Source organism: Inquilinus sp. Marseille-Q2685 (assembly GCF_916619195.1).
Classification (GTDB): domain Bacteria; phylum Pseudomonadota; class Alphaproteobacteria; order DSM-16000; family Inquilinaceae; genus Inquilinus.
Genome location: NZ_CAKAKL010000005.1, coordinates 76128 through 94995 on the forward strand (window position 1 = coordinate 76128; position 18868 = coordinate 94995).

Below are 18868 nucleotides of genomic sequence, written 5' to 3' on the forward strand. Positions count from 1 at the left end.
CACTTTGTGCTGGGGAAAGCTTCTGAGGCATATTCTCGGACGACCATCCAATTCGGGCATCGGATGAACTTCATGTGGATGCACATTTTGGTAAATGTATTATTTTTCGGATTGATATTCGGATCCGCCTATATCGTTTACCTGTCGAGGAGAGGCGATAATTGGTCATATCGCCGCAGCTATAGATTTATAATTGTGAAAGTAATGTATTACTGGGCATGCACCGCGATAGTTTTTGCAGTGATTTTTTGTTTTTATGGTACTCTGCTATTGCTGGGCGGTCGCGGTGACGGCGGCATATTTCTTGCGGTTGGCCTGGGCGCGGCCCTAATAGGGTTAATCGTACGTTACTTTGCGAGTTGGTGGATCGAGTGGTATCGGCAGCAGCGCGACTTAGGATCGTAGCAAGCTGGGCTCTGCCCGAACGGATCTGGCCATGAGTCGTCGTAAGGCAACCTTCCCCGGTTACTCACGTCCGCAGAAGGGATCGATGATGTTCGACCCTTCGGTGCGCTAGGTCCGGTTGCGGGGAGAGATGGGTCGCTGGCAATGTCCGTTCCGGGGAAGCCGGAGGGCTGGCGACCATCCGCAAAGAGCCGACTGCGGACCACGCAAACGTCATGGCCTCTCGCTGCGCCTCATGACCGCCGAGGGTCGAATCCGGCTATGTCCGCTCGCGGGAGCCCGGCGCGATGGCCGCATATCACCCTTTCCGGCCGGCCCGGGCCGACGGGCGCCAAGGGCGGTAATTCGGGTCGCGATCCGTCAAACGGACCTGATCCGGACAGCGCCGCACTGACCGCTGACGGAACAGGAGGCCATGCCCTCGAGGCCGCGATGATGCCCCGAACGATCGGAGAGGGCGACGCCGCGGCGGCGGATCGCGTCCCTGCTCGCAGCCTGGTTCCCGGCCTCACGAACCGGACAATCCGGCCACTTCCGTGTCGTGCCCCACCATCATAATATCTATCCATGATTGTAAAATACGGCCGCATGGTCCATGGTATTTTATGTGAAATAGAGATTGCGTTCGTCGCGGTTCCCCGCCTTACTGTGCGCGACGCCGCCACATGCACCAACCCAAGGAACATCGGAGGTCGAAGTCATGCGGTTCATGACCACTCGGCTGCTGGCCGCGGCGGCCATCGCGCTGGCTGCGGCCACGGCGCATGCGGCCGACATCAAGCTGCTCAACGTCTCCTATGACCCGACGCGCGAGCTGTACAAGCAGGTCAACGCCGCCTTTGCCGAGCAGTGGAAGGCGAAGTCCGGCGACAATCTCACCATCGAGGCCTCGCATGGCGGCTCCGGCGCCCAGGCGCGCTCGGTGATCGACGGGCTGCAGGCCGACGTCGTCACCCTGGCGCTGGCCTACGACGTCGACGCCATCGCCAGCAAGGGGCTGATCGACAAGGCCTGGCAGAAGCGGCTGCCGGACAACAGCGCGCCCTACACCTCGACCATCGTGTTCCTGGTGCGCAAGGGCAACCCGCTGGGGATCAAGGACTGGCCCGACCTGGCCAAGGAAGGCGTCCAGGTGATCACCCCGAACCCGAAGACCTCGGGCGGGGCGCGCTGGAACTACCTCGCCGCCTGGGGCTATGCCCTGAAGCAGCCCGGCGGCAACGACCAGACGGCCAAGGACTTCGTGCAGAAGATCTTCGCCAACGTCCCGGTGCTGGACACCGGCGCTCGCGGCTCGACCACCACCTTCGTCCAGCGCGGCATCGGCGACGTGCTGATCGCCTGGGAGAACGAGGCGTTCCTGGCGGTGAAGGAGCTGGGCCCCGACGAATTCGACATCGTCGTGCCCTCGGTCTCGATCCTGGCCGAGCCGACCGTCGCGGTGGTCGACAAGGTGGTCGACGCCCGCGGCACCCGCGCCGTGGCCCAGGCCTATCTCGAGTTCCTGTACTCGCCCGAGGGGCAGGAGCTGGCCGCCAAGAACTTCTACCGGCCGCGGTCGGCGGAGGTGGCGGCGAAGTACAAGGACACTTTCCCGGCCGTCAACCTGTTCACCATCGATGATGTCTTCGGTGGCTGGCAGAAGGCCCAGCAGGCACACTTCTCGGATGGCGGCACCTTCGATCAGATCTACCGAAAGGGCTAGAGACACCCCGCCCCCGGCGGCGCGCCATGTCGGCGTGCTGCCGGGATTCGGGCTGACCCTCGGCTTCTCCCTCACCTATCTGGCCCTCCTGGTCCTGCTGCCGCTGGCGGCGCTGGTCATCCGGCCCTGGGAGCTCGGGATCGACGGCATCTGGCGGGTGGTGTCGTCGCCGCGCACCGTGGCGGCGCTCAAGGTCAGCTTCGGCCTGGCGCTGCTGGCCGCGGCGGTGAACGTCGTCTTCGGCACGCTGGTCGCCTGGGTGGTGACGCGCTACCGCTTCTGGGGCCGGCCGCTGATGAACGCGCTGATCGACCTGCCCTTCGCCCTGCCGACGGCGGTGGCGGGCATCGCGCTGGCCGCCCTCTATTCGCCCAAGGGATGGCTCGGCGGCCCCTTGATGCAGATCGGCATCAAGGCCGCCTTCGGCCCGCCCGGCATCTTCATCGCCCTGGTCTTCATCGGCCTGCCCTTCGTGGTGCGCACGGTCGAGCCGGTGCTGGAGGACCTGGACCGCGAGATCGAGGAGGCCGCCGCCACCCTCGGCGCCCGGCGCTGGCAGGTGGTGTGGCGGGTGGTGCTGCCGCTCTTGTCGCCGGCGATCCTGACCGGCTTCATCCTGGCCTTCGCCCGGGCGGTCGGCGAATACGGATCGGTCATCTTCATCGCCGGCAACATCCCCGGCGTGTCCGAGATCGCGCCGCTGCTGATCGTGATCCGGCTGGAGGAGTACGACTATGCCGGCGCCGCCACGATCGGGGCGGTGATGCTGCTGGCCGCCTTCCTCATCATCCTGGTGATCAACCTGCTGCAGCGCTGGAGCCGCAAATGGGCGGACTGACCCGCACGCTGGCAGCCGCGCGCACCCGGCTGAAGCCCGCCGACCGGCCGTGGGAGGAGCCGTTCGGCATCCGCCTGGCCCTGATCGCCATCGCCGTGGTCTTCCTCGGCCTGTTCCTGGTGCTGCCGCTGGCCGTGGTGCTGACCGAGGCGCTGCGCAAGGGGATCGACGCCTATCTCGAGGGCATCGGCAGCGGCGATTCGCTGGCGGCGATCCGCCTGACCCTGACCGTCGCCGCCATCGCCGTGCCGCTGAACACGGTGTTCGGCCTGGCCACCGCCTGGGCGATCGCCAAGTTCGAGTTCCCGGGCAAGAGCCTTCTGACCACCTTCGTCGACCTGCCCTTCTCGGTCTCGCCGGTGATCTCGGGCCTGATCTACGTGCTGCTGTTCGGCGCCAACGGCTGGTTCGGCCCGTTCCTCGAGGCGCACGGCATCCGGGTGATCTTCACCGTCACCGGCCTAGTCATCGCCACCATCTTCGTCACCCTGCCCTTCGTGGCGCGCGAGCTGATCCCGCTGATGCAGGAGCAGGGCACCGACGAGGAGGAAGCGGCGGTGCTGCTGGGCGCCAGCGGCTGGCAGACCTTCTTCCGGGTGACGCTGCCCAACGTCAAATGGGCGCTCTTGTACGGCGTGCTGCTGTGCAACGCCCGGGCGATGGGCGAGTTCGGCGCCGTCTCGGTCGTCTCCGGCCACATCCGCGGCCAGACCAACACCATGCCGCTGCAGGTCGAGATCCTCTACAACGAGTACAATTTCGTCGGCGCCTTCGCCGTGGCCTCGCTGCTGGCCGGGCTGGCGCTGGTGACGCTGGTGCTGAAGACCCTGCTCGAATGGCGGTTCCGCTCGGACCGCACGGATCCCGCGGAGAGCTGATGCCGATCGCCATCCAAGGCCTGACCAAGCGCTTCGGCCCGGTCTATGCGCTGAACGAGATCGAGCTGGAGGTGCCGGACCGCGCCTTCGTCGCCCTGCTCGGCCCCTCCGGCTCGGGCAAGACCACGCTGCTGCGCATCGTGGCGGGGCTGGAGCGGGCGGATGCCGGGCACATCCTGGTCGACGGCGCCGACATCGCCGCGGTCAAGCCGCGGCAGCGGCGGATCGGCTTCGTGTTCCAGCACTACGCCCTGTTCCGGCACATGACCGTGTTCGGCAACATCGCCTTCGGCCTGCAGGTGCGGCCCGGCCCCACCCGTCCGCCCAAGGCCGAGATCGCGCGCCGGGTCGAGGAGCTGCTGGAGCTGGTGCAGCTGCCCGGCCTGTCGCGGCGCTATCCGCGCCAGCTGTCGGGCGGCCAGCGCCAGCGCGTCGCCCTGGCCCGGGCGCTGGCGATCGAGCCCAAATTGCTGCTGCTGGACGAGCCCTTCGGCGCGCTCGACGCCAAGGTGCGGAAGGAGCTGCGGGTGTGGCTGCGCGAGCTGCACGACCGCACCGGCCTGACCAGCCTGTTCGTCACCCACGACCAGGAGGAGGCGCTGGAACTGGCCGACCGGGTGGTGGTGCTGCGCGACGGCCGGATCGAGCAGCAGGGCGACCCGGCGGCGCTGGTCGACAACCCGGCCACGGCCTTCGTCTCCAGCTTCCTCGGCGACGTCAACCGCCTGCCCTGCACGGTGGCGGGGCCGGATGCGGTGGAGGTCGCCGGCCTGCGCCTGCCGGCCGACACCCGCGGCCTGGCCGCCGGCAGCCGGGCCATCGCCGACATCCGGCCGCGCGCCATCCGGCTGCTGCCGGCCGGGACCTCAGGCGACGGGCTGGTGCCCGGCACCGCCCGGCGGGTGCTGCACAGCGCCACCACGGTGACGGTGGAGGCGGAGACGCCGCTGTCCGCCGACCCGATCCGGATCGAGGCCGACCGCTACAGCCCGGACCTGCCGGCGCTGTCGGTCGGCGACCCGGTGGCCCTGCGCCTGCCGGCACCCTTCGTCTTCGCGTCGGAGCGGTAACAAGGACGGTCCGCGATGCGGATGGACCCGAGTCGCCCCCTCACCCGAAATCGCTGCGCGATTTCGACCTCTCCCCAAGGAGAGGTGTAAGAGCGCGGCTCCGCTTCTCTCTCCTTGGGGAGAGCTAGGGCATCTACAGATCCTTGCGGCGTTGTTTCCTTTGCCTCTCCCGCTTGCGGGAGAGGTCGGACATCCGCAGGATGCCCGGGTGAGGGAGGGGCACGGATCAAGCAGGCACGCAGGCTTCGCCGGGACAGCACGCTGGCGGAGGGGGTGCTTTGGCGGCATCTGCGCAACCGCGGATTCGCCGGGGCCAAATTCCGACGCCAGCACCCGGTGGGCCCGTATGTCGCCGATCTGTGCTGCCTCGAAGCGATGCTGATCGTCGAGGTCGACGGGAGCCAGCACGGGCCGGCTCGTGACGCGCAGCGCACCGCCGCCCTGGAGGCCGAAGGCTTCACGGTCCTGCGCTTCTGAAACAACGACGTCCTACAGAGTCTCGAAGGCGTGCTCTTGCGGATCGAAGACGCCCTCACCCGGAACCGCTGCCGCGGTTCCGACCTCTCCCGCAAGCGGGAGAGGCAATCTGTTCGCATGCTCGCCGATACCGCTCGACAATGCGTAGATGCCCTCCCCTTGCGGGAGAGGGAGAGCCCGATGCCGAAGGCGGCGGGAGGGTGAGGGGCTCGGATCTCCCTGCCGGGATCACTGCCGATCCACCGGCCGCGGCCGGCGGCTCGGGTCGTCGGGCAAGAGGCGCGCCCAGCTGGCGATGCCGGCCAGGCCGGCGAAGACCGCGCCCAGCGCCAGGGCCAGGGCCGGCCCCTGCGCCGCCGCCAGGCCGAAGCACAGCGCCACCAGCGCGGCGCCGGTGGTCTGCCCCATCAGCCGGGCCTGGGCGACGATGCCGCTGGCGCCGCCGGCGCGGTGCGGAGGGGCCGAGGCCAGCAGCGCCTTCTGGTTCGGCGCCTGGAAGAAGCCGAAGCCCCAGCCGCACAGCGCCATGCGCCAGCAGATGTCGAACACGCCGGGATCCGGCGGCAGCAGGGCCAGCAGCGCCAGGCCGAGGCAGAGGATGAACAGGCCGATGCCGCCGAGGACGCCGGCCGAATAGCGGTCGGACAGCCAGCCGGCGATCGGCGCCATGATCGCCACCACCACCGGCCAGGGGGTCATCAGCAGGCCGGTCTCGACCTCGCTGCGGCCCAGCGTGGTCTGGAAGTAGAAGGGCAGCGCGACGAAGGCGAGGCCCTGGGCGGCGAAGGAGCAGGCGGCGGTGACCGCCGACAGGGCGAAGATCGGCCGGCGGAACAGGTCGAGCGGCAGCATCGGCGCCGGATGCGCCGCCTGCCGGCGCACCAGCGCCACGCCGAAGACGAGGGCGGCGGCCAGGGCGCCCCCGATCTCCAGCGGCCCAGCCTGATGCGCGCCCTCGCCGATCGCGACGATCAGCAGGCCGAAAGCGCCGGCGTTGAGGATAGCGCTGACCACGTCGAAGCGGTGGGCCGAGCGCGCGGTGTGCGGCAGGGTCGGCACCGCGACGATCAGCGCGACGATGCCGAGCGGCACGTTGACCGCGAACAGCCAGGGCCAGGGCGCGACCGACAGGATGCCGGCGGCGACGGTGGGGCCGAGGGCCGAGGACACCGCCACCACCAGGGTGTTGAAGCCGATGCCGCGGCCGAGCGAGCGGCTGGGATAGCTGAAGCGGATCAGCGCCGCGTTCACGCTCATGATGCCGCTGGCGCCGAAGCCCTGCAGCACCCGCGCCGCGGTCAGGCTGGGCAGCGACCAGGCGGCGGCGCAGACCAGCGACGCCACGGTGAACAGGGCCAGGCCGGCGATGTAGATGGTGCGGTAGCCGACGATCTCGCCCAGCGCCGCCAGCGGCAGCAGCGAGACCACCACCGCCAGCTGATAGGCGTTGACCACCCAGACCGATGCGGCCGGGCTGGCCTGCAGGTCGGCGGCGATGGTGGGCAAGGCGGTGTTGGCGATGGCGGTGTCCAGCACCGCCATGGCGATGGCGATCGACAGGGTCAGCACCGCGCCGTAGCGGCGCGGCACCGGCAGCCCGTCCGCCGGCGGCACCGTTCGTGCCGTTTTCGCGATCGCGTCCATCGGGATCCTCTTCGATGGGCGGCATCATCGCGACCGGCGCCACGTCACACCAATGCAGCCGAGGCGTATCAGCCGGGACGGCGCAATTGGTCGCAGGCCCGGGAGGGTCGAGGACTTCCCTCCATCGTCATCGCGAGCCCCGTAGAGGCTCGCGATGACGGCAACAGGAACCGTACCCTCAGGGCTGCCAGAAGGCCGGCACGAACTCGTAGCCCTCGGCCGCCCGGCCGACATGGCCGATGCCGGGGAAAGCGAGATGCGCGCCCGCGATCAGCACCCGGTCGGAAGCGACCTGGTCCAGCACCCGCTTGCGGCTGGCGATCGCGGCCTGCTGGTCGACATCGAAGTTGATCGCCCAGTCCGGCTTGGCGAATTGCAGCGACGCGGCGTGCACGATGTCGCCCCAGATCAGCAGCCGGTCGGTGCCGGAGGTGACCTCGACCATGCTGTGGCCGGGGGTGTGGCCCGGCGCGGCCAGGACGCGGATGCCGGGGATGATCTCGGCTTCCTTGCCGAAGCGGCTCAGGCGGTCCGGCCCGGCATAGGGCTTCACCGCCGCCCGGGCCATGTGGAAGAAGGGCTGCACCCCGGCCGGGGCCTGGGACAGGATGCCGTCATCGGTCCAGAAGGCGTATTCCGCTTCGGCCACCGCCAGCTGCGCCTTGCCGAAGACCGCGGCGCCGGCGGGGTCGATCAGACCGTTGGCGTGGTCCGGATGCATATGGGTCAGCACCACCAGGTCGACATCGGCGGGGTCGACGCCGGCGGCCCTGAGGTTGGCGCCGACCTTGCCGAGCGAGGGGCCCATCGCCGTGGCGGTGCCGGTGTCGATCAGCACCAGCCGGTCGCCGGTGTTGACCAGATAGGCGTTGACCGCGGTCGGGATCGCCGCGGGCGGCTGGAAGGCGCGCTGCAGCAGCGCCTCGGCCCCCGCACGGTCGGCGGCGGGGAACTGGTCGAGCGTCAGGCTGATCATCCCGTCATTGATCGACGTCACCTCGAAGGCGCCGACCTTGAAGCGGTACAGACCGGGGACCGGCCCGGCGGCCGGAACCGCCCGGGCCAGGGCGGGCAGGGAACCGAGCAGGGGCAGCGCCGGGGCGGCGAGGGCCGAGGCCAGGAAACGGCGGCGGTCGAGCGGCATGGAGGTCTCCGGGTGAGTCGCGATGGACCGGTCCCGGAGAGCCTAACCGAAACGCAGCGCGAACGCAGCGGAAACGAATCGGGAGCGCAATCATCGCTCAGCCCGGTGGCCCGTGCCCGATCGAAGGCCGCATTATTGGCCGCGGGTGTGGAGCCCTTCCTTCCCCAAGGGACCGATCATGGCAGCGACAGGAAAATCTTCAGGCAGGGCTTGTGCGGAACCGCAGCTTAAGATTAACTTTTCGTAAGATTGAAGCGGCGCACCAATTCCATCATGGATGATGTCCTGACAGTCGGCGAGTTGGCGCTGGATGCGAAGAATTTGTCTCGAACTTAATAAAAAGGAAATGTTATGACCTACACTGTAAAGTCATTGATCGATGAGAATACCGAAAATTCGAATGACGATCCCGGGCTCTTTCCGGCCAAGCTGGCGTATCTCGTTTTGCCGGGCGCCAGTGCACCTGCGCCCTCAGCGCAGATCTCGGCCGCCTTGGGCAACGCCACCGACGGCGACGACGTGCTGAGCGGCGCCAATACCAACGATGTTCTCGATGGCGGCGACGGTAACGATCGGCTCTTTGGCCTCGGCGGCAATGACTACCTTATCGGCGGAAGCGGGGCCGATGCTCTTGATGGCGGCGCTGGGCTCGACCTTGCGTCCTATACTGGTTCCGCCAGGGCCGTGAATGTCAGCCTCGCTTACGGCGCCGGCTATACCGGCGATGCCAGGGGCGACACGCTGATAGGGATCGAGGATCTGAGAGGCAGCGCCTTCGGCGACTGGCTGCGCGGCAACATCAATGCCAACTGGCTGGATGGTGATGCCGGCAACGACACGATCGAGGGGGGCGGCGGAGCCGACCGGCTGCTGGGCGGGGCAGGGGCGGACGTGCTGCACGGCGACGGTGGCAACGATATTCTGGTGGGCGGTACCGGGGCAGATGCGCTGGAGGGCGGTGCCGGCATCGACACGGCGTCGTATTCCGGCTCGGCCACTCCCGTGAACGTCAGTCTGGCCCTTGGCAAGGGGTTCTCGGGCGACGCCAGCGGCGACAAACTGTACGGCATCGAGAACCTGGCCGGCAGTGCCCTCGGCGACTGGTTGCGCGGCAGTGCTGTCGCCAATGTGCTGGATGGCGGCGACGGTAACGACACGATCGAAGGCGGCGGCGGGACCGACCGGCTTCTGGGCGGGGCGGGAGCCGACGTGCTGCACGGCGGCGATGGCTATGATCTCCTTCTAGGCGGTGCCGGCGCGGATGCGCTGGAAGGCGGTGCCGGGTACGACACGGCGAATTATGTCGACGCTTCGGGTGGCGTGTGGATCGATCTGCGGACCGGCGTGGGGCACTCGTTCGAAGCCGAGGGCGACAGGCTGTTCGGGATCGAGAAGGTCGTGGGTGGCAATTTCGACGACCTGCTGATCAGCAGCAGCGGCGGCTCTGCGCTGAGCGGAGGCGGCGGCAACGACCATCTCAGCGGCAGCCGTGGCGGCGATGACCGACTCGACGGCGGCGCCGGGGCCGACGGTCTCTATGGTTGGGAGGGCAATGACACCGTCGTCTACGACTCCGCGGCCACTGGGGTCACGGTAAGTCTTCTCAACGAGAGCTTGAATACCGGAGAGGCCGGCGGCGACCATTACGCTGGTGTCGAAAACATTGTCGGCTCCGCCTTCGCCGACACCTTGATCGGCGATACCGGTGGCAACAGGCTCGACGGCATCGAGGGCAATGACAAGCTCGACGGCGGCGCTGGCACCGACACCTTGACCGGCGGCGCCGGTGCGGACACCTTCGTCTTCTCATCCTCCGGGGACACCGGTCTCGGCGCTGCGGCCGACCGGATCACCGATTTTTCCAAGAGCCAGGGCGACAAGATCGACCTGTCTGGGATCACCGGCGGCGCCGGCGGCTTCATCGGCTCGGCAGCCTTCGGCCATCACGCCAATGAGGTCCGGGCCGAGACGGGTGGCGGCGCAACCAACGTTTACATCGACGTCGATGGTGACGGCACGGCCGATGCGCAGATTCGCCTCACCGGCGCGATCTCACTGGCCACCGGCGATTTCTCCCTGTAGCCGGATCATTGGCAAAGGCCGCTCCGTTATGGCGGCCTTTTGCCAATGTTGCAGGTCGTCGGCGCGGGTTTCGGCCTCTGGACGACAAGCTTCACACGACGGCGGCCCGGCATGAGATCGTGACGGACGTGCCGACAATCGGGATTGTCGGACGGGCTCTCAAGGCAGCTTGCCGGTGGGCGGATGCACCGTGCGGAAGGCGGCGACCAGGCCGGCGGCCTCGGTGCGCGTCGCCAGGCTGATCCGCGGCTTGCCGGCGGCGATGTCGGCCTTGAGGTCCCTCAGCACCGCGTCGATCCGGCCGAGCAATTCCTCGCGCTTCAGCCCTGCCCGCTCGTGCTCGACGCTGTGGTCATCGGAGACGCCCTGGAACAGGGCGCCGAGCCAGTCCACCAGCTCGTCGGCGCGGCTGAACAGCTTCTGCCGCCCGTCCTCCTCATAGACGATCACCGGCTCGATCTCGGTCGCCATGGCGGGCCCTCCCGGAGAGTTGCGGCGTGCATCGCGAGGGATGCCTGAATGCAACAGCGGTGCGGGACAACGGTTCCGTTGCCGAGACAAAGGGAGGAAGGAACGCCCTCCCCCCTTTCGTCATGCCCGGGCTTGACCCGGGCATCCAGGGAGCGTCGAGACCTTCTGGATTGCCGGGTCAAGCCCGGCAATGACAGGAAGGGGAAAAGGCTAGTCGTTACTGGTCGCCCATCTTCAGCGCGGCGATGAAGGCGCTCTGCGGGATCTCGACCTCGCCGAACTGGCGCATCCGCTTCTTGCCTTCCTTCTGCTTGTCCAGGAGCTTGCGCTTGCGGCTGACGTCGCCGCCATAGCACTTGGCCAGCACGTCCTTCCGCAGGGCGGAGATCGATTCGCGGGCAATCACCTTGCCGCCGATCGCCGCCTGGATGGCGATCTTGAACAGCTGCTTCGGGATCAGGTCCTTCAGCCGCTCGCACAGATGCCGGCCGCGGCGGTCGGCCTGGCTCCGGTGGACGATCATCGCCAGGGCGTCCACCGGCTCCTGGTTCACCAGGATCGACAGCTTCACCAGGTCGCCCTCGCGGTAGCTGTCGATCTGGTAGTCGAAGCTGGCGTAGCCGCGGCTGATCGACTTGAGGCGGTCGTAGAAGTCGAACACCACCTCGTTCAGCGGCAGGCGGTAGACCAGCATGGCCCGGCCGCCGACATAGGTCATCTCCACCTGCTCGCCGCGCCGCTCGGTGCACAGCTGCAGGATGCCGCCGAGATACTCGTCCGGCAGCATGATCGTGGCCTTGATCCAGGGCTCCTCGATCCGGTCGATCTTCATCACGTCCGGCATGTCGGCCGGGTTGTGCAGGTCCATCACCGACCCGTCGGTGAGGTGCAGCTTGTAGACCACCGACGGCGCGGTGGTGATCAGGTCGAGGTCGAACTCGCGCTCCAGCCGCTCCTGGATGATCTCGAGATGCAGCAGGCCCAGGAAGCCGCAGCGGAAGCCGAAGCCCAGCGCCGCCGAGGTCTCGGCCTCGAAATGGAAGCTGGCGTCGTTGAGGGCGAGCTTGCCCAAGGAATCGCGCAGCCGCTCGAAATCCCCGGAATCGGTCGGGAACAGGCCGCACCAGACCACGGGGACCGAGGGCTTGAAGCCCGGCAGCGGCGCCTCGGCCGGGCGGCGGTCCTCGGTGATGGTGTCGCCGACCTTGGTCTCGACGATCTCCTTGATCCCGGCGGTGACGAAGCCGACCTCGCCGGGCCCGAGCTCGCGCACCTGCACCGCCTTGGGCGTGAAGTAGCCGACGCGGTCCAGCTCGCGCGCTGCGCCCGTGGCCATGAAGCGGACCTTCTGGCCGACCTTCAGCGTGCCCTCGACCACCCGCACCAGGATGACGACGCCGAGATAGGGGTCGTACCAGCTGTCGATCAGCAGCGCCTTCAAGGGCGCGTTCGGGTCGGCCTGCTTCGGCGGCGGCAGGCGGTGGACGATCGCCTCCAGCACCTCGTCGATGCCGAGGCCGGTCTTGGCCGAGATCGGCACCGCGTCCGACGCGTCGAGGCCGATCACGTCCTCGATCTGCTGCTTCACCCGGTCGGGCTCGGCCGCCGGCAGGTCGATCTTGTTGAGGACCGGCACCACCTCGTGGTTGGCGTCGATCGCCTGGTAGACATTGGCCAGCGTCTGCGCCTCGACGCCCTGCGAGGCGTCGACCACCAGCAGCGACCCCTCGCAGGCGGCGAGCGACCGGCTGACCTCATAGGCGAAGTCGACATGGCCGGGCGTGTCCATCAGGTTCAGCTGATAGGTCTCGCCGTCCCGGGCGGCATAGGTCAGGCGCACGGTCTGCGCCTTGATGGTGATGCCGCGCTCCCGCTCGATGTCCATCGAATCCAGCAGCTGCGCCTTCATCTCGCGCTGCTCGATGCCGCCGCACCGCTCGATCAGCCGGTCCGCCAGGGTCGATTTGCCGTGGTCGATATGGGCGATGATCGAGAAGTTGCGGATATGGTCCTGGGGAGTGCTCATCGGATGCGCCTGGAGACGTGATCGGCCCGGACCATAAGGGCAGCGGGCCCAAAGCGAAAGGGCCCGGTCGAAACCGGGCCCGTCCGTGTCGGTGACTTGGCAGGGATCAGTGCAGCTTGCCGCCGAGATCCGCGATCGCCTCGTCGATCAGCGCCGAGCCCTTGGCCGGGTCGGAGGCGATCTGCCGGCCGACCAGCTCGCGGGCCGCCGAGACGGCGACGTTGACGGCGGTCGACCGCACTTCGGCCAGCGCCTGGGCCTCGGCCTGGGCGATGCGCTCCAGCGCCATGGCCTCGCGCCGCTTCATCGCCTCTTCGATGTCCACCGCCGCCTTCTCGCGATGACGCTGGGCATCGTGCTTGGCGCGCTCGATGATCGCCGCGGCCTCGGCCGCCGCCTCGCGCTGGCGCGCCTGCGCCTGGGCGAGATGGCCCTCGGCCTCGCTGCGCAGCCGCTCGGCCTCGGCCAGATCCTCGCGGATCTTCTCGGTGCGCTTGTCGAGCACGCCGAGGATGGCGCCGCGGGCCTTGATCGCCAGCAGGACGATCAGGACGATCAGCGCCGCGGCCAGCACCCATTCGACCGCGCCGTGCGAGTCCGCCTCGGCATGCTCGACATGCTCGAGATTGGCCTCGGTGTGGGCCGCTTCGGTCTGGACCGCGTCCTGGGCGTGGGCGGCGCCGATGAAGACCTCGTTCGCGATGGTGTCGAGAACGCTCATCGGGCCCCTCCCAGCGCGCCATCGACCGCGGCGGTCACCGCGGCCTGGTCCGGCGCGGCGCCGGTCAGCTTGGCGGCCAGCACGCCGGCCACCTCGGTGGCGATGTCGCGGGCGTCGGCCTTGAGGTCGGCGCGGATCTTGCCGATCCGGGCCTCGGCCTCGGCGGTCCGCGTCGCGAGCTCGGCGGCGAAGGCGGCCTGGCGGCGCGCCGTCAGCTCCGCGATCTCCTGATTCGCCGCGGCCATGGCGGCCTGGGCCTCGCCGCGGGCCTTGGCCAGCGCGGCCTCATAGGCCTGGCTGACGGCCTCGGTCTCGCCGCGCGCAGCCTCGGCCCGCTCCAGGTCGCCGGCGATCTTCGCGGCGCGCTGGTCGATCGTCTCCGCCAGCCGCGGCAGCAGCCGGCGCGACAAGAGCCAGTACAGAGCGATGAAGACGACCGCGAGCCAGAACAGCTGCGACGCAAACCACTCGGGATTGAACTGTGGCATCCGACTCCCCCTGCCGGGCCGGCCCCGAGCCCCTAGAGCTGCGGCCGGCCCATGACGTTAGGCAGCGAGATCGTCAGGCGAACAGCGCGATCAGCGCGACGATCAGCGCGAACAGCGCGATGGCTTCCGTCACGGCGAAGCCGATCCAGATGCTGGCGCCGATCTCTTCCTTGGCCGCTGGGTTGCGGGCGAGCGCGCCGATGTAGCTGGCCCACACGTTGCCCACGCCGATGCCGGCGCCGATCATGCCGATCGCAGCGAGGCCCGCGCCGATGAACTTGGCAGCTTCGAGTTCCATTTTCTCTTCCTTCGTGGATAGGTCTGGATGGTTGGACCGGAACGGTTCGCGGGCTGCGATCCGTCAGTGGAGGTGCAGCGCGTCATGCAGGTAGACGCAGCTGAGGATGGTGAAGATGTAGGCCTGCAGCACGGCGATGAAGAGCTCGAGCATCGTCAGCGGGACCAGGAAGGCGAAGGGCACGATGCCGCCGATCCCGAGCGCGATGACGAAGCCGCCGATGACCTTCAGCAGCACGTGGCCGACCGTCATGTTGGCGAAGAGACGGACGGAGAGGCTGATCGGCCGCGACAGATAGGAGATCAGCTCGACCGGCACCAGGATCACCGCGGTCCACAGGGGCGCGCCGTGCGGGAAGAACATCCGCAGGTAGCCGGCGCCGTGCCGCGCGAAGCCGATCACCGTCACGCCCAGGAACACCACGAAGGCGAGGGCGAAGGTGACGATGATGTGGCTGGTGAAGGTGAAGGTGCCGGGAATGATCCCGATCACGTTGCCGAACAGGATGAAGATGAACAGCGTGAAGATGAAGGGGAAGTACTTCAACCCTTCCTTGCCGGCGTTGTCGCGTATCATGTTGGCGACAAGCTCGTACAGCATCTCGGCGAAGGATTGCAGCCGGCCCGGCACCAGGGCGCCGCGGCTGCCGCCGAGGAACAGGATCGCCGACGCGACGACCGCGGCGATCACCATGAAGAGCGACGAGTTGGTGAAGGAGAGATCCAGGCCGCCGATGTCGACGTGCAGGATCTTCTGGATCTGGAACTGCTCGGTTGGCGACGCCACGCCCTATCTCCCGCCCCGGTTTCGCTCCGCCTGCTCGGCGGCCCGCTTCGCCTTCGCCGCCCGGTCCAGCTCGACGCCGGTCCGGTAGACATTCATCAAGCCGGCCACCGCACCCAGGATGAAGAACAGAATCAACAACCAGGGCCGCGTGCCGAGCCATTGGTCGAGACCCCAGCCGATTCCGGCGCCGACCACGATCGCGGCGAGCAGCTCGACCGCGATGCGGAAGCCGGCGGCCATGCCAGCACGGCCGACATCGCGCCCATCATCTCCGCCCTTCGCCTCGCGCCCCGCCCCCGGCAGCTTCGCCTTCGCCTGCTGCAGGCGACGGTCGAAATCCGAGAGCGGCGGCGGGTTTTGGTCGTTCTGGGTCACTTCGTCGGACACCCTTTCGGGCGGCGGCCACCCCCACCTCAAGCGGCGCGCACCTTAGTGACGCTCCGGTGCCGCGTCAAGGCGACAAAACCGGCCTGCGCCGCGGCATTCGCGCCCGGCGCCCGGCCCGGCCTCCGGAACCGCTCCGGCGGCGCTGGCGGCGGCCCGCTTCGGCAGGCTAGAGTCGGTCATGCTCAGCCCGCTCCTGGCCGTCGCGGCGATCCTCGCCGGCATCACCATCGTCTCGCTCGGCCAGGGGGTGTTCGCCACGCTGGTGCCGGTGCGGCTGACCGAGGCCGGGCTGCCGGCCGACCGGGTCGGGCTGGTGGTCGCGGCCAGCGCCGTCGGCTTCCTGGCCGGCTGCCTGGTGGTCGGCCGGGTGATCCGGCTGGTCGGGCACATCCGCGCCTTCTCCGCCTTCGCCGCCGCCTCCTGCCTGGCCGGCCTCGCCCTGCCCTGGACCGTCGGCCTGCCCGGCTGGTTCCTGCTGCGTCTGGCCATGGGCTTCTGCTCGGCCGGGCTGTTCATGATCACCGAGAGCTGGCTGAACGAGCTGACGCCGCGGCATCTGCGCGGCCGCATCCTGACCAGCTACGTGGTCGTGGTGATGCTGGCGCTGGGCGCCGGCCAGGCCCTGCTGACCGTCGTCGACACACGCGACGTGCTGCCCTTCGTCCTGGCCTCGGCCGCCTTCACCCTGGCGCTGATCCCGGTGACGCTGACCCGGTCGCGCCACCCCAGCGTGCCGCACCGGATCCGGCCGATCCTGCGCAAGGCCTACCGCAACTCGCCGGTCGGCGCGGTCGGCTGCGTCGTGGTCGGGCTGGTGGCGGCGACGCTGCAGGGCGTGGCCCCGGTCTGGGGCGTGCACCGCGGCTTCTCCACCGCCGAGATCGCGACGCTGATGGCAGCGACCCAGATCGGCGGGCTCTTGTGCCAGTGGCCGCTGGGCTGGCTGTCGGACCGGATCGACCGGCGCTGGGTGATCCTGGGCGCGGCCGCCTGCACCATCGTCGCCGCCGTCGGCAGCATCGCCGCGGGCAGCTTCGGCCTGCTGGTGGTGCTGTTCGCGCTGTGGGGCGGCATGGCCGAGGCGATCTATCCGCTGTCGGTCGCCCATGCCAACGACCACGCCAGGCCGCAGGACTACGTGCCGCTGGCCGGGACGCTCTTGATCCTGTGGTCGATCGGCTCCTCCGCCGGGCCCTTGGCCGCGACGGTGGCTATGGAGCGGTTCGGGCCGGACGCGCTGTTCGTCTATGTCGCCCTGCTGGTCGGCGCCTTCGCCGGATTCGTGCTGTGGCGCATGGCCCGGCGCGGCCGGGTCGCGGCCGGGGAGGCCGAGCATTTCGTCGGCCTGGCCGCCGGATCCAGCCCCGCCCCGGCCGAGCTGGACCCCCGCATCCGACCCGAGGACGAGGCCGAGGCCGAGCCGGGCTATGATGACTGCGAGGACGTGCCTGAGGCGCAGAAGAGCCGGTGATTCCCTCCCGGCCGGAACTGCTCTAGGGTCGCGGGCCGCATCGCAGAGAGGGCCCATGCGCATCGCCACCTGGAACATCAACTCCGTCCGCCTGCGCCAGGAGCTGGTGCTGCGCCTGATCGACGAGACCGCGCCCGACATCGTCTGCCTGCAGGAGACCAAGACCCCGGACCACAGCTTCCCGCACCAGCCCTTCGTCGACCTCGGCTACCGCCACATCGCGATCGCCGGCATGAAGGGCTACAACGGCGTCGCCGTGATCTCCCGCCTGCCCTTCGAGAGCCACGAGATCCGGCACTGGTGCGGCAAGGAGGATTGCCGCCACATCGCCATCCGCCTGCCGGACGGCCTCGAGGTGCACAACCTGTACATCCCGGCCGGCGGCGACATCCCGGACCCGGCGGAGAACGAGAAGTTCGCCCACAAGCTGCAGTTCCTGGACGAGATGACAGCCTGGTGGCCGGAGAACCGGCGGCGCGACCAGAAGATGATCCTGGTCGGCGACCTGAACATCGCGCCGCTGGAGAACGACGTCTGGTCGCACAAGCAGCTCTTGGACGTGGTCAGCCACACCCCGATCGAGGTCGAGAAGCTGGGGGCGATGCAGTCGACCCTGGGCTGGGTCGACAGCGCCCGCACCTTCGTGCCGCCGGACCAGAAGCTGTACACGTGGTGGAGCTACCGCGCCGCCGACTGGCAGCTGTCCGACCGCGGCCGGCGCCTGGACCACATCTGGGTCACCCCGCCTCTGGCCGCGGGCCTGAAGGCCCACCGCACCCTGCGCGAGGCCCGCGGCTGGGAGCCGAAGCCGAGCGACCATGTGCCGGTGGTGGTCGACGTCGAGGTGTGAGACCGTTTGGAAATGCTACTGGTGCGGCCGTCTGATGGCGGACTCGAAGCTTCCGGTGCTCACGCACCAATGTGCGCTGCGCTCCGGTTCTCGAGACCACCACCAGCCGACTCACACCAGCGCATTTCGAAACGGTCTCTGAGGCCCGGCCTCTCCAAACCCAGGAGTCACCCCGCCAAAGGCCGCCGGTACAGGTAGTAGCGCCCGGGCGAGACGCCGTCGGGCTCGGGCAGCTCCTCCCATCCCGTCCCGGCGAAGCCGATATTGGCGACGACCACGCCGCCCGGGGCCAGCACCGGCCCCAGGAGGGGGGCCAGCGCCGCCGCCAGCGCCCGGTTGGCCAGGTCATCGCCGGTGCCGAGATCGGCGTGGATCAGCGCCATGCCGCCGCGATGCGCCGCCACGAAGCCCGGCATCGTCTCCAGAACCTCGCCCAGCACCATGCGGTCGCGCGGCGGGATGCAGCCGGGATGCGCCGCGATCTGGCGGTCGAACACCCAGATCGCGCGGTCCGGCAGCCTCTCGCGCAGATGGTCGTAGGTGCGGCCGTTGCCGAGGCCGAGTTCCATGACGTCGCCGGGCAGGCCGGCGATGGCGCGCGCCGCCCAGTCGAGGCAGGCGCGCTGCGCCTGCATCCGGCGGATGAAGCTGTCGAGGCGGCTCACGATCCGGTTCAGGCCGTCTGGCGGGCGCGGGCCGCTTCCTTGGTGGTCCGTTCGAGACGGAGCGCCAGCACGCGCATGATCTCGATCGCCATCTGCGGGAATTCGGTGATCATGCGGAAGAACTGGTCCTTGGCGATGACGAGGGCGGTGACGTCGGTGCGCGCCTGCACCGTTGCGGTGCGCGGCACGTCGCAGAGGATGGCGATCTCGCCGACGAAGTCGTTGCGGCCGACCGAGGCGACGGTCAGGGGGCCGGTCTCGGCGTCCACGATCACGTCGGCCTCGCCGTCGATGATGATGAAGGCGGCGCGGCCGATCTCCCCCTGCCGGCACAGCACCTGCCCCGCGGGGAAGCGGACGCGCTCGCTGGTGAAGGCCAGCAGCTTCAGCTTCGACGTGTCGATATTGGCGAAGAGCGGGATCCGCTTCAGCAACTCGACTTCTTCCGCAAGGCTCACCGAT

General features: G+C 68.7%; 19 protein-coding genes. 8 read left to right on the forward strand and 11 right to left on the reverse strand.

Translation table 11 applies throughout. From position 1 onward, the window contains the following. Nucleotides 1-1105 precede the first annotated feature (1105 nt). The 5 genes from LG391_RS22505 to LG391_RS34760 all read left to right on the forward strand — a co-directional run bounded on the left by LG391_RS22505 (nucleotide 1106) and on the right by LG391_RS34760 (nucleotide 5373). Nucleotides 1106-2110, forward strand: coding sequence for a sulfate ABC transporter substrate-binding protein (locus LG391_RS22505; RefSeq protein ID WP_374200763.1), 1005 nt, complete (start codon nucleotides 1106-1108; stop codon nucleotides 2108-2110). Continuing rightward, nucleotides 2073-2948, forward strand: coding sequence for a sulfate ABC transporter permease subunit CysT (gene cysT, locus LG391_RS22510; protein WP_225770291.1), 876 nt, complete (start codon nucleotides 2073-2075; stop codon nucleotides 2946-2948). Before LG391_RS22505 ends, cysT begins: the two co-directional genes overlap by 38 nt. Continuing rightward, on the forward strand, nucleotides 2936-3826 hold the full coding sequence (cysW, locus tag LG391_RS22515) for a sulfate ABC transporter permease subunit CysW (protein WP_225770292.1): 891 nt from the start codon (nucleotides 2936-2938) through the stop codon (nucleotides 3824-3826). The genes cysT and cysW overlap by 13 nt, the downstream gene beginning before the upstream one ends. After that, nucleotides 3826-4896: a sulfate/molybdate ABC transporter ATP-binding protein gene (locus tag LG391_RS22520; RefSeq protein WP_225770293.1), complete on the forward strand. Its 1071-nt coding sequence runs from the start codon at nucleotides 3826-3828 to the stop codon at nucleotides 4894-4896. Before cysW ends, LG391_RS22520 begins: the two co-directional genes overlap by 1 nt. A gap of 273 nt (nucleotides 4897-5169) precedes the next feature. Continuing rightward, nucleotides 5170-5373 (forward strand): endonuclease domain-containing protein, encoded by a 204-nt coding sequence (locus LG391_RS34760; protein WP_255646806.1) that lies wholly within the window; start codon nucleotides 5170-5172, stop codon nucleotides 5371-5373. Between the two features lie 228 nt (nucleotides 5374-5601). Here the strand turns inward: LG391_RS34760 and LG391_RS22530 are convergent, their stop codons facing one another. Further along, nucleotides 5602-7017: an MFS transporter gene (locus LG391_RS22530; RefSeq protein ID WP_225770295.1), complete on the reverse strand. Its 1416-nt coding sequence runs from the start codon at nucleotides 7015-7017 to the stop codon at nucleotides 5602-5604. 178 nt (nucleotides 7018-7195) lie between these two features. After that, nucleotides 7196-8161 (reverse strand): MBL fold metallo-hydrolase, encoded by a 966-nt coding sequence (locus tag LG391_RS22535; protein WP_225770296.1) that lies wholly within the window; start codon nucleotides 8159-8161, stop codon nucleotides 7196-7198. Nucleotides 8162-8512: 351 nt separating this feature from the next. Here LG391_RS22535 and LG391_RS34880 point away from each other — a divergent pair, with 351 nt between their 5' ends. Further along, the gene (locus LG391_RS34880; protein WP_304608554.1) at nucleotides 8513-10243 is read left to right on the forward strand and encodes a calcium-binding protein; all 1731 of its coding nucleotides are present in this window, start codon (nucleotides 8513-8515) and stop codon (nucleotides 10241-10243) included. Nucleotides 10244-10402: 159 nt separating this feature from the next. On the opposite strand, the gene LG391_RS22555 is transcribed toward LG391_RS34880, so the two are convergent. The 7 genes from LG391_RS22555 to LG391_RS22585 form a co-directional block, all read right to left on the reverse strand. Then, nucleotides 10403-10714: a hypothetical protein gene (locus tag LG391_RS22555; RefSeq protein WP_225770297.1), complete on the reverse strand. Its 312-nt coding sequence runs from the start codon at nucleotides 10712-10714 to the stop codon at nucleotides 10403-10405. A gap of 217 nt (nucleotides 10715-10931) precedes the next feature. After that, complete coding sequence (gene lepA, locus LG391_RS22560; RefSeq protein ID WP_225770298.1) at nucleotides 10932-12740, reverse strand: translation elongation factor 4; 1809 nt, start codon at nucleotides 12738-12740, stop codon at nucleotides 10932-10934. Nucleotides 12741-12846: 106 nt separating this feature from the next. Beyond that, nucleotides 12847-13461, reverse strand: a complete 615-nt coding sequence (locus LG391_RS22565) for a F0F1 ATP synthase subunit B (protein ID WP_225770299.1) — start codon at nucleotides 13459-13461, stop codon at nucleotides 12847-12849. Beyond that, nucleotides 13458-13949 carry a F0F1 ATP synthase subunit B' gene (locus LG391_RS22570; RefSeq protein ID WP_225770300.1) on the reverse strand — a complete coding sequence of 164 codons (492 nt, stop codon included), beginning with the start codon at nucleotides 13947-13949 and terminating at the stop codon, nucleotides 13458-13460. Before LG391_RS22570 ends, LG391_RS22565 begins: the two co-directional genes overlap by 4 nt. Nucleotides 13950-14022: 73 nt before the next feature. Further along, nucleotides 14023-14247, reverse strand: a complete 225-nt coding sequence (locus LG391_RS22575) for a F0F1 ATP synthase subunit C (RefSeq protein ID WP_026873218.1) — start codon at nucleotides 14245-14247, stop codon at nucleotides 14023-14025. A 63-nt stretch (nucleotides 14248-14310) separates the two neighbouring features. Then, nucleotides 14311-15033: a F0F1 ATP synthase subunit A gene (locus tag LG391_RS22580; RefSeq protein ID WP_225770301.1), complete on the reverse strand. Its 723-nt coding sequence runs from the start codon at nucleotides 15031-15033 to the stop codon at nucleotides 14311-14313. A 3-nt stretch (nucleotides 15034-15036) separates the two neighbouring features. Continuing rightward, on the reverse strand, nucleotides 15037-15408 hold the full coding sequence (locus LG391_RS22585) for an AtpZ/AtpI family protein (protein ID WP_225770302.1): 372 nt from the start codon (nucleotides 15406-15408) through the stop codon (nucleotides 15037-15039). Between the two features lie 190 nt (nucleotides 15409-15598). On the opposite strand from LG391_RS22585, the gene LG391_RS22590 reads away from it, so the two are divergent. Then, nucleotides 15599-16891 (forward strand): MFS transporter, encoded by a 1293-nt coding sequence (locus LG391_RS22590; protein ID WP_225770303.1) that lies wholly within the window; start codon nucleotides 15599-15601, stop codon nucleotides 16889-16891. A 55-nt stretch (nucleotides 16892-16946) separates the two neighbouring features. Next, nucleotides 16947-17741 (forward strand): exodeoxyribonuclease III, encoded by a 795-nt coding sequence (locus tag LG391_RS22595; protein WP_225770304.1) that lies wholly within the window; start codon nucleotides 16947-16949, stop codon nucleotides 17739-17741. Nucleotides 17742-17908: 167 nt separating this feature from the next. On the opposite strand, the gene LG391_RS22600 is transcribed toward LG391_RS22595, so the two are convergent. Beyond that, complete coding sequence (locus tag LG391_RS22600; protein ID WP_225770305.1) at nucleotides 17909-18406, reverse strand: class I SAM-dependent methyltransferase; 498 nt, start codon at nucleotides 18404-18406, stop codon at nucleotides 17909-17911. An 8-nt stretch (nucleotides 18407-18414) separates the two neighbouring features. Then, nucleotides 18415-18864, reverse strand: coding sequence for a cyclic nucleotide-binding domain-containing protein (locus LG391_RS22605; protein ID WP_026873225.1), 450 nt, complete (start codon nucleotides 18862-18864; stop codon nucleotides 18415-18417). Nucleotides 18865-18868 lie beyond the last annotated feature (4 nt).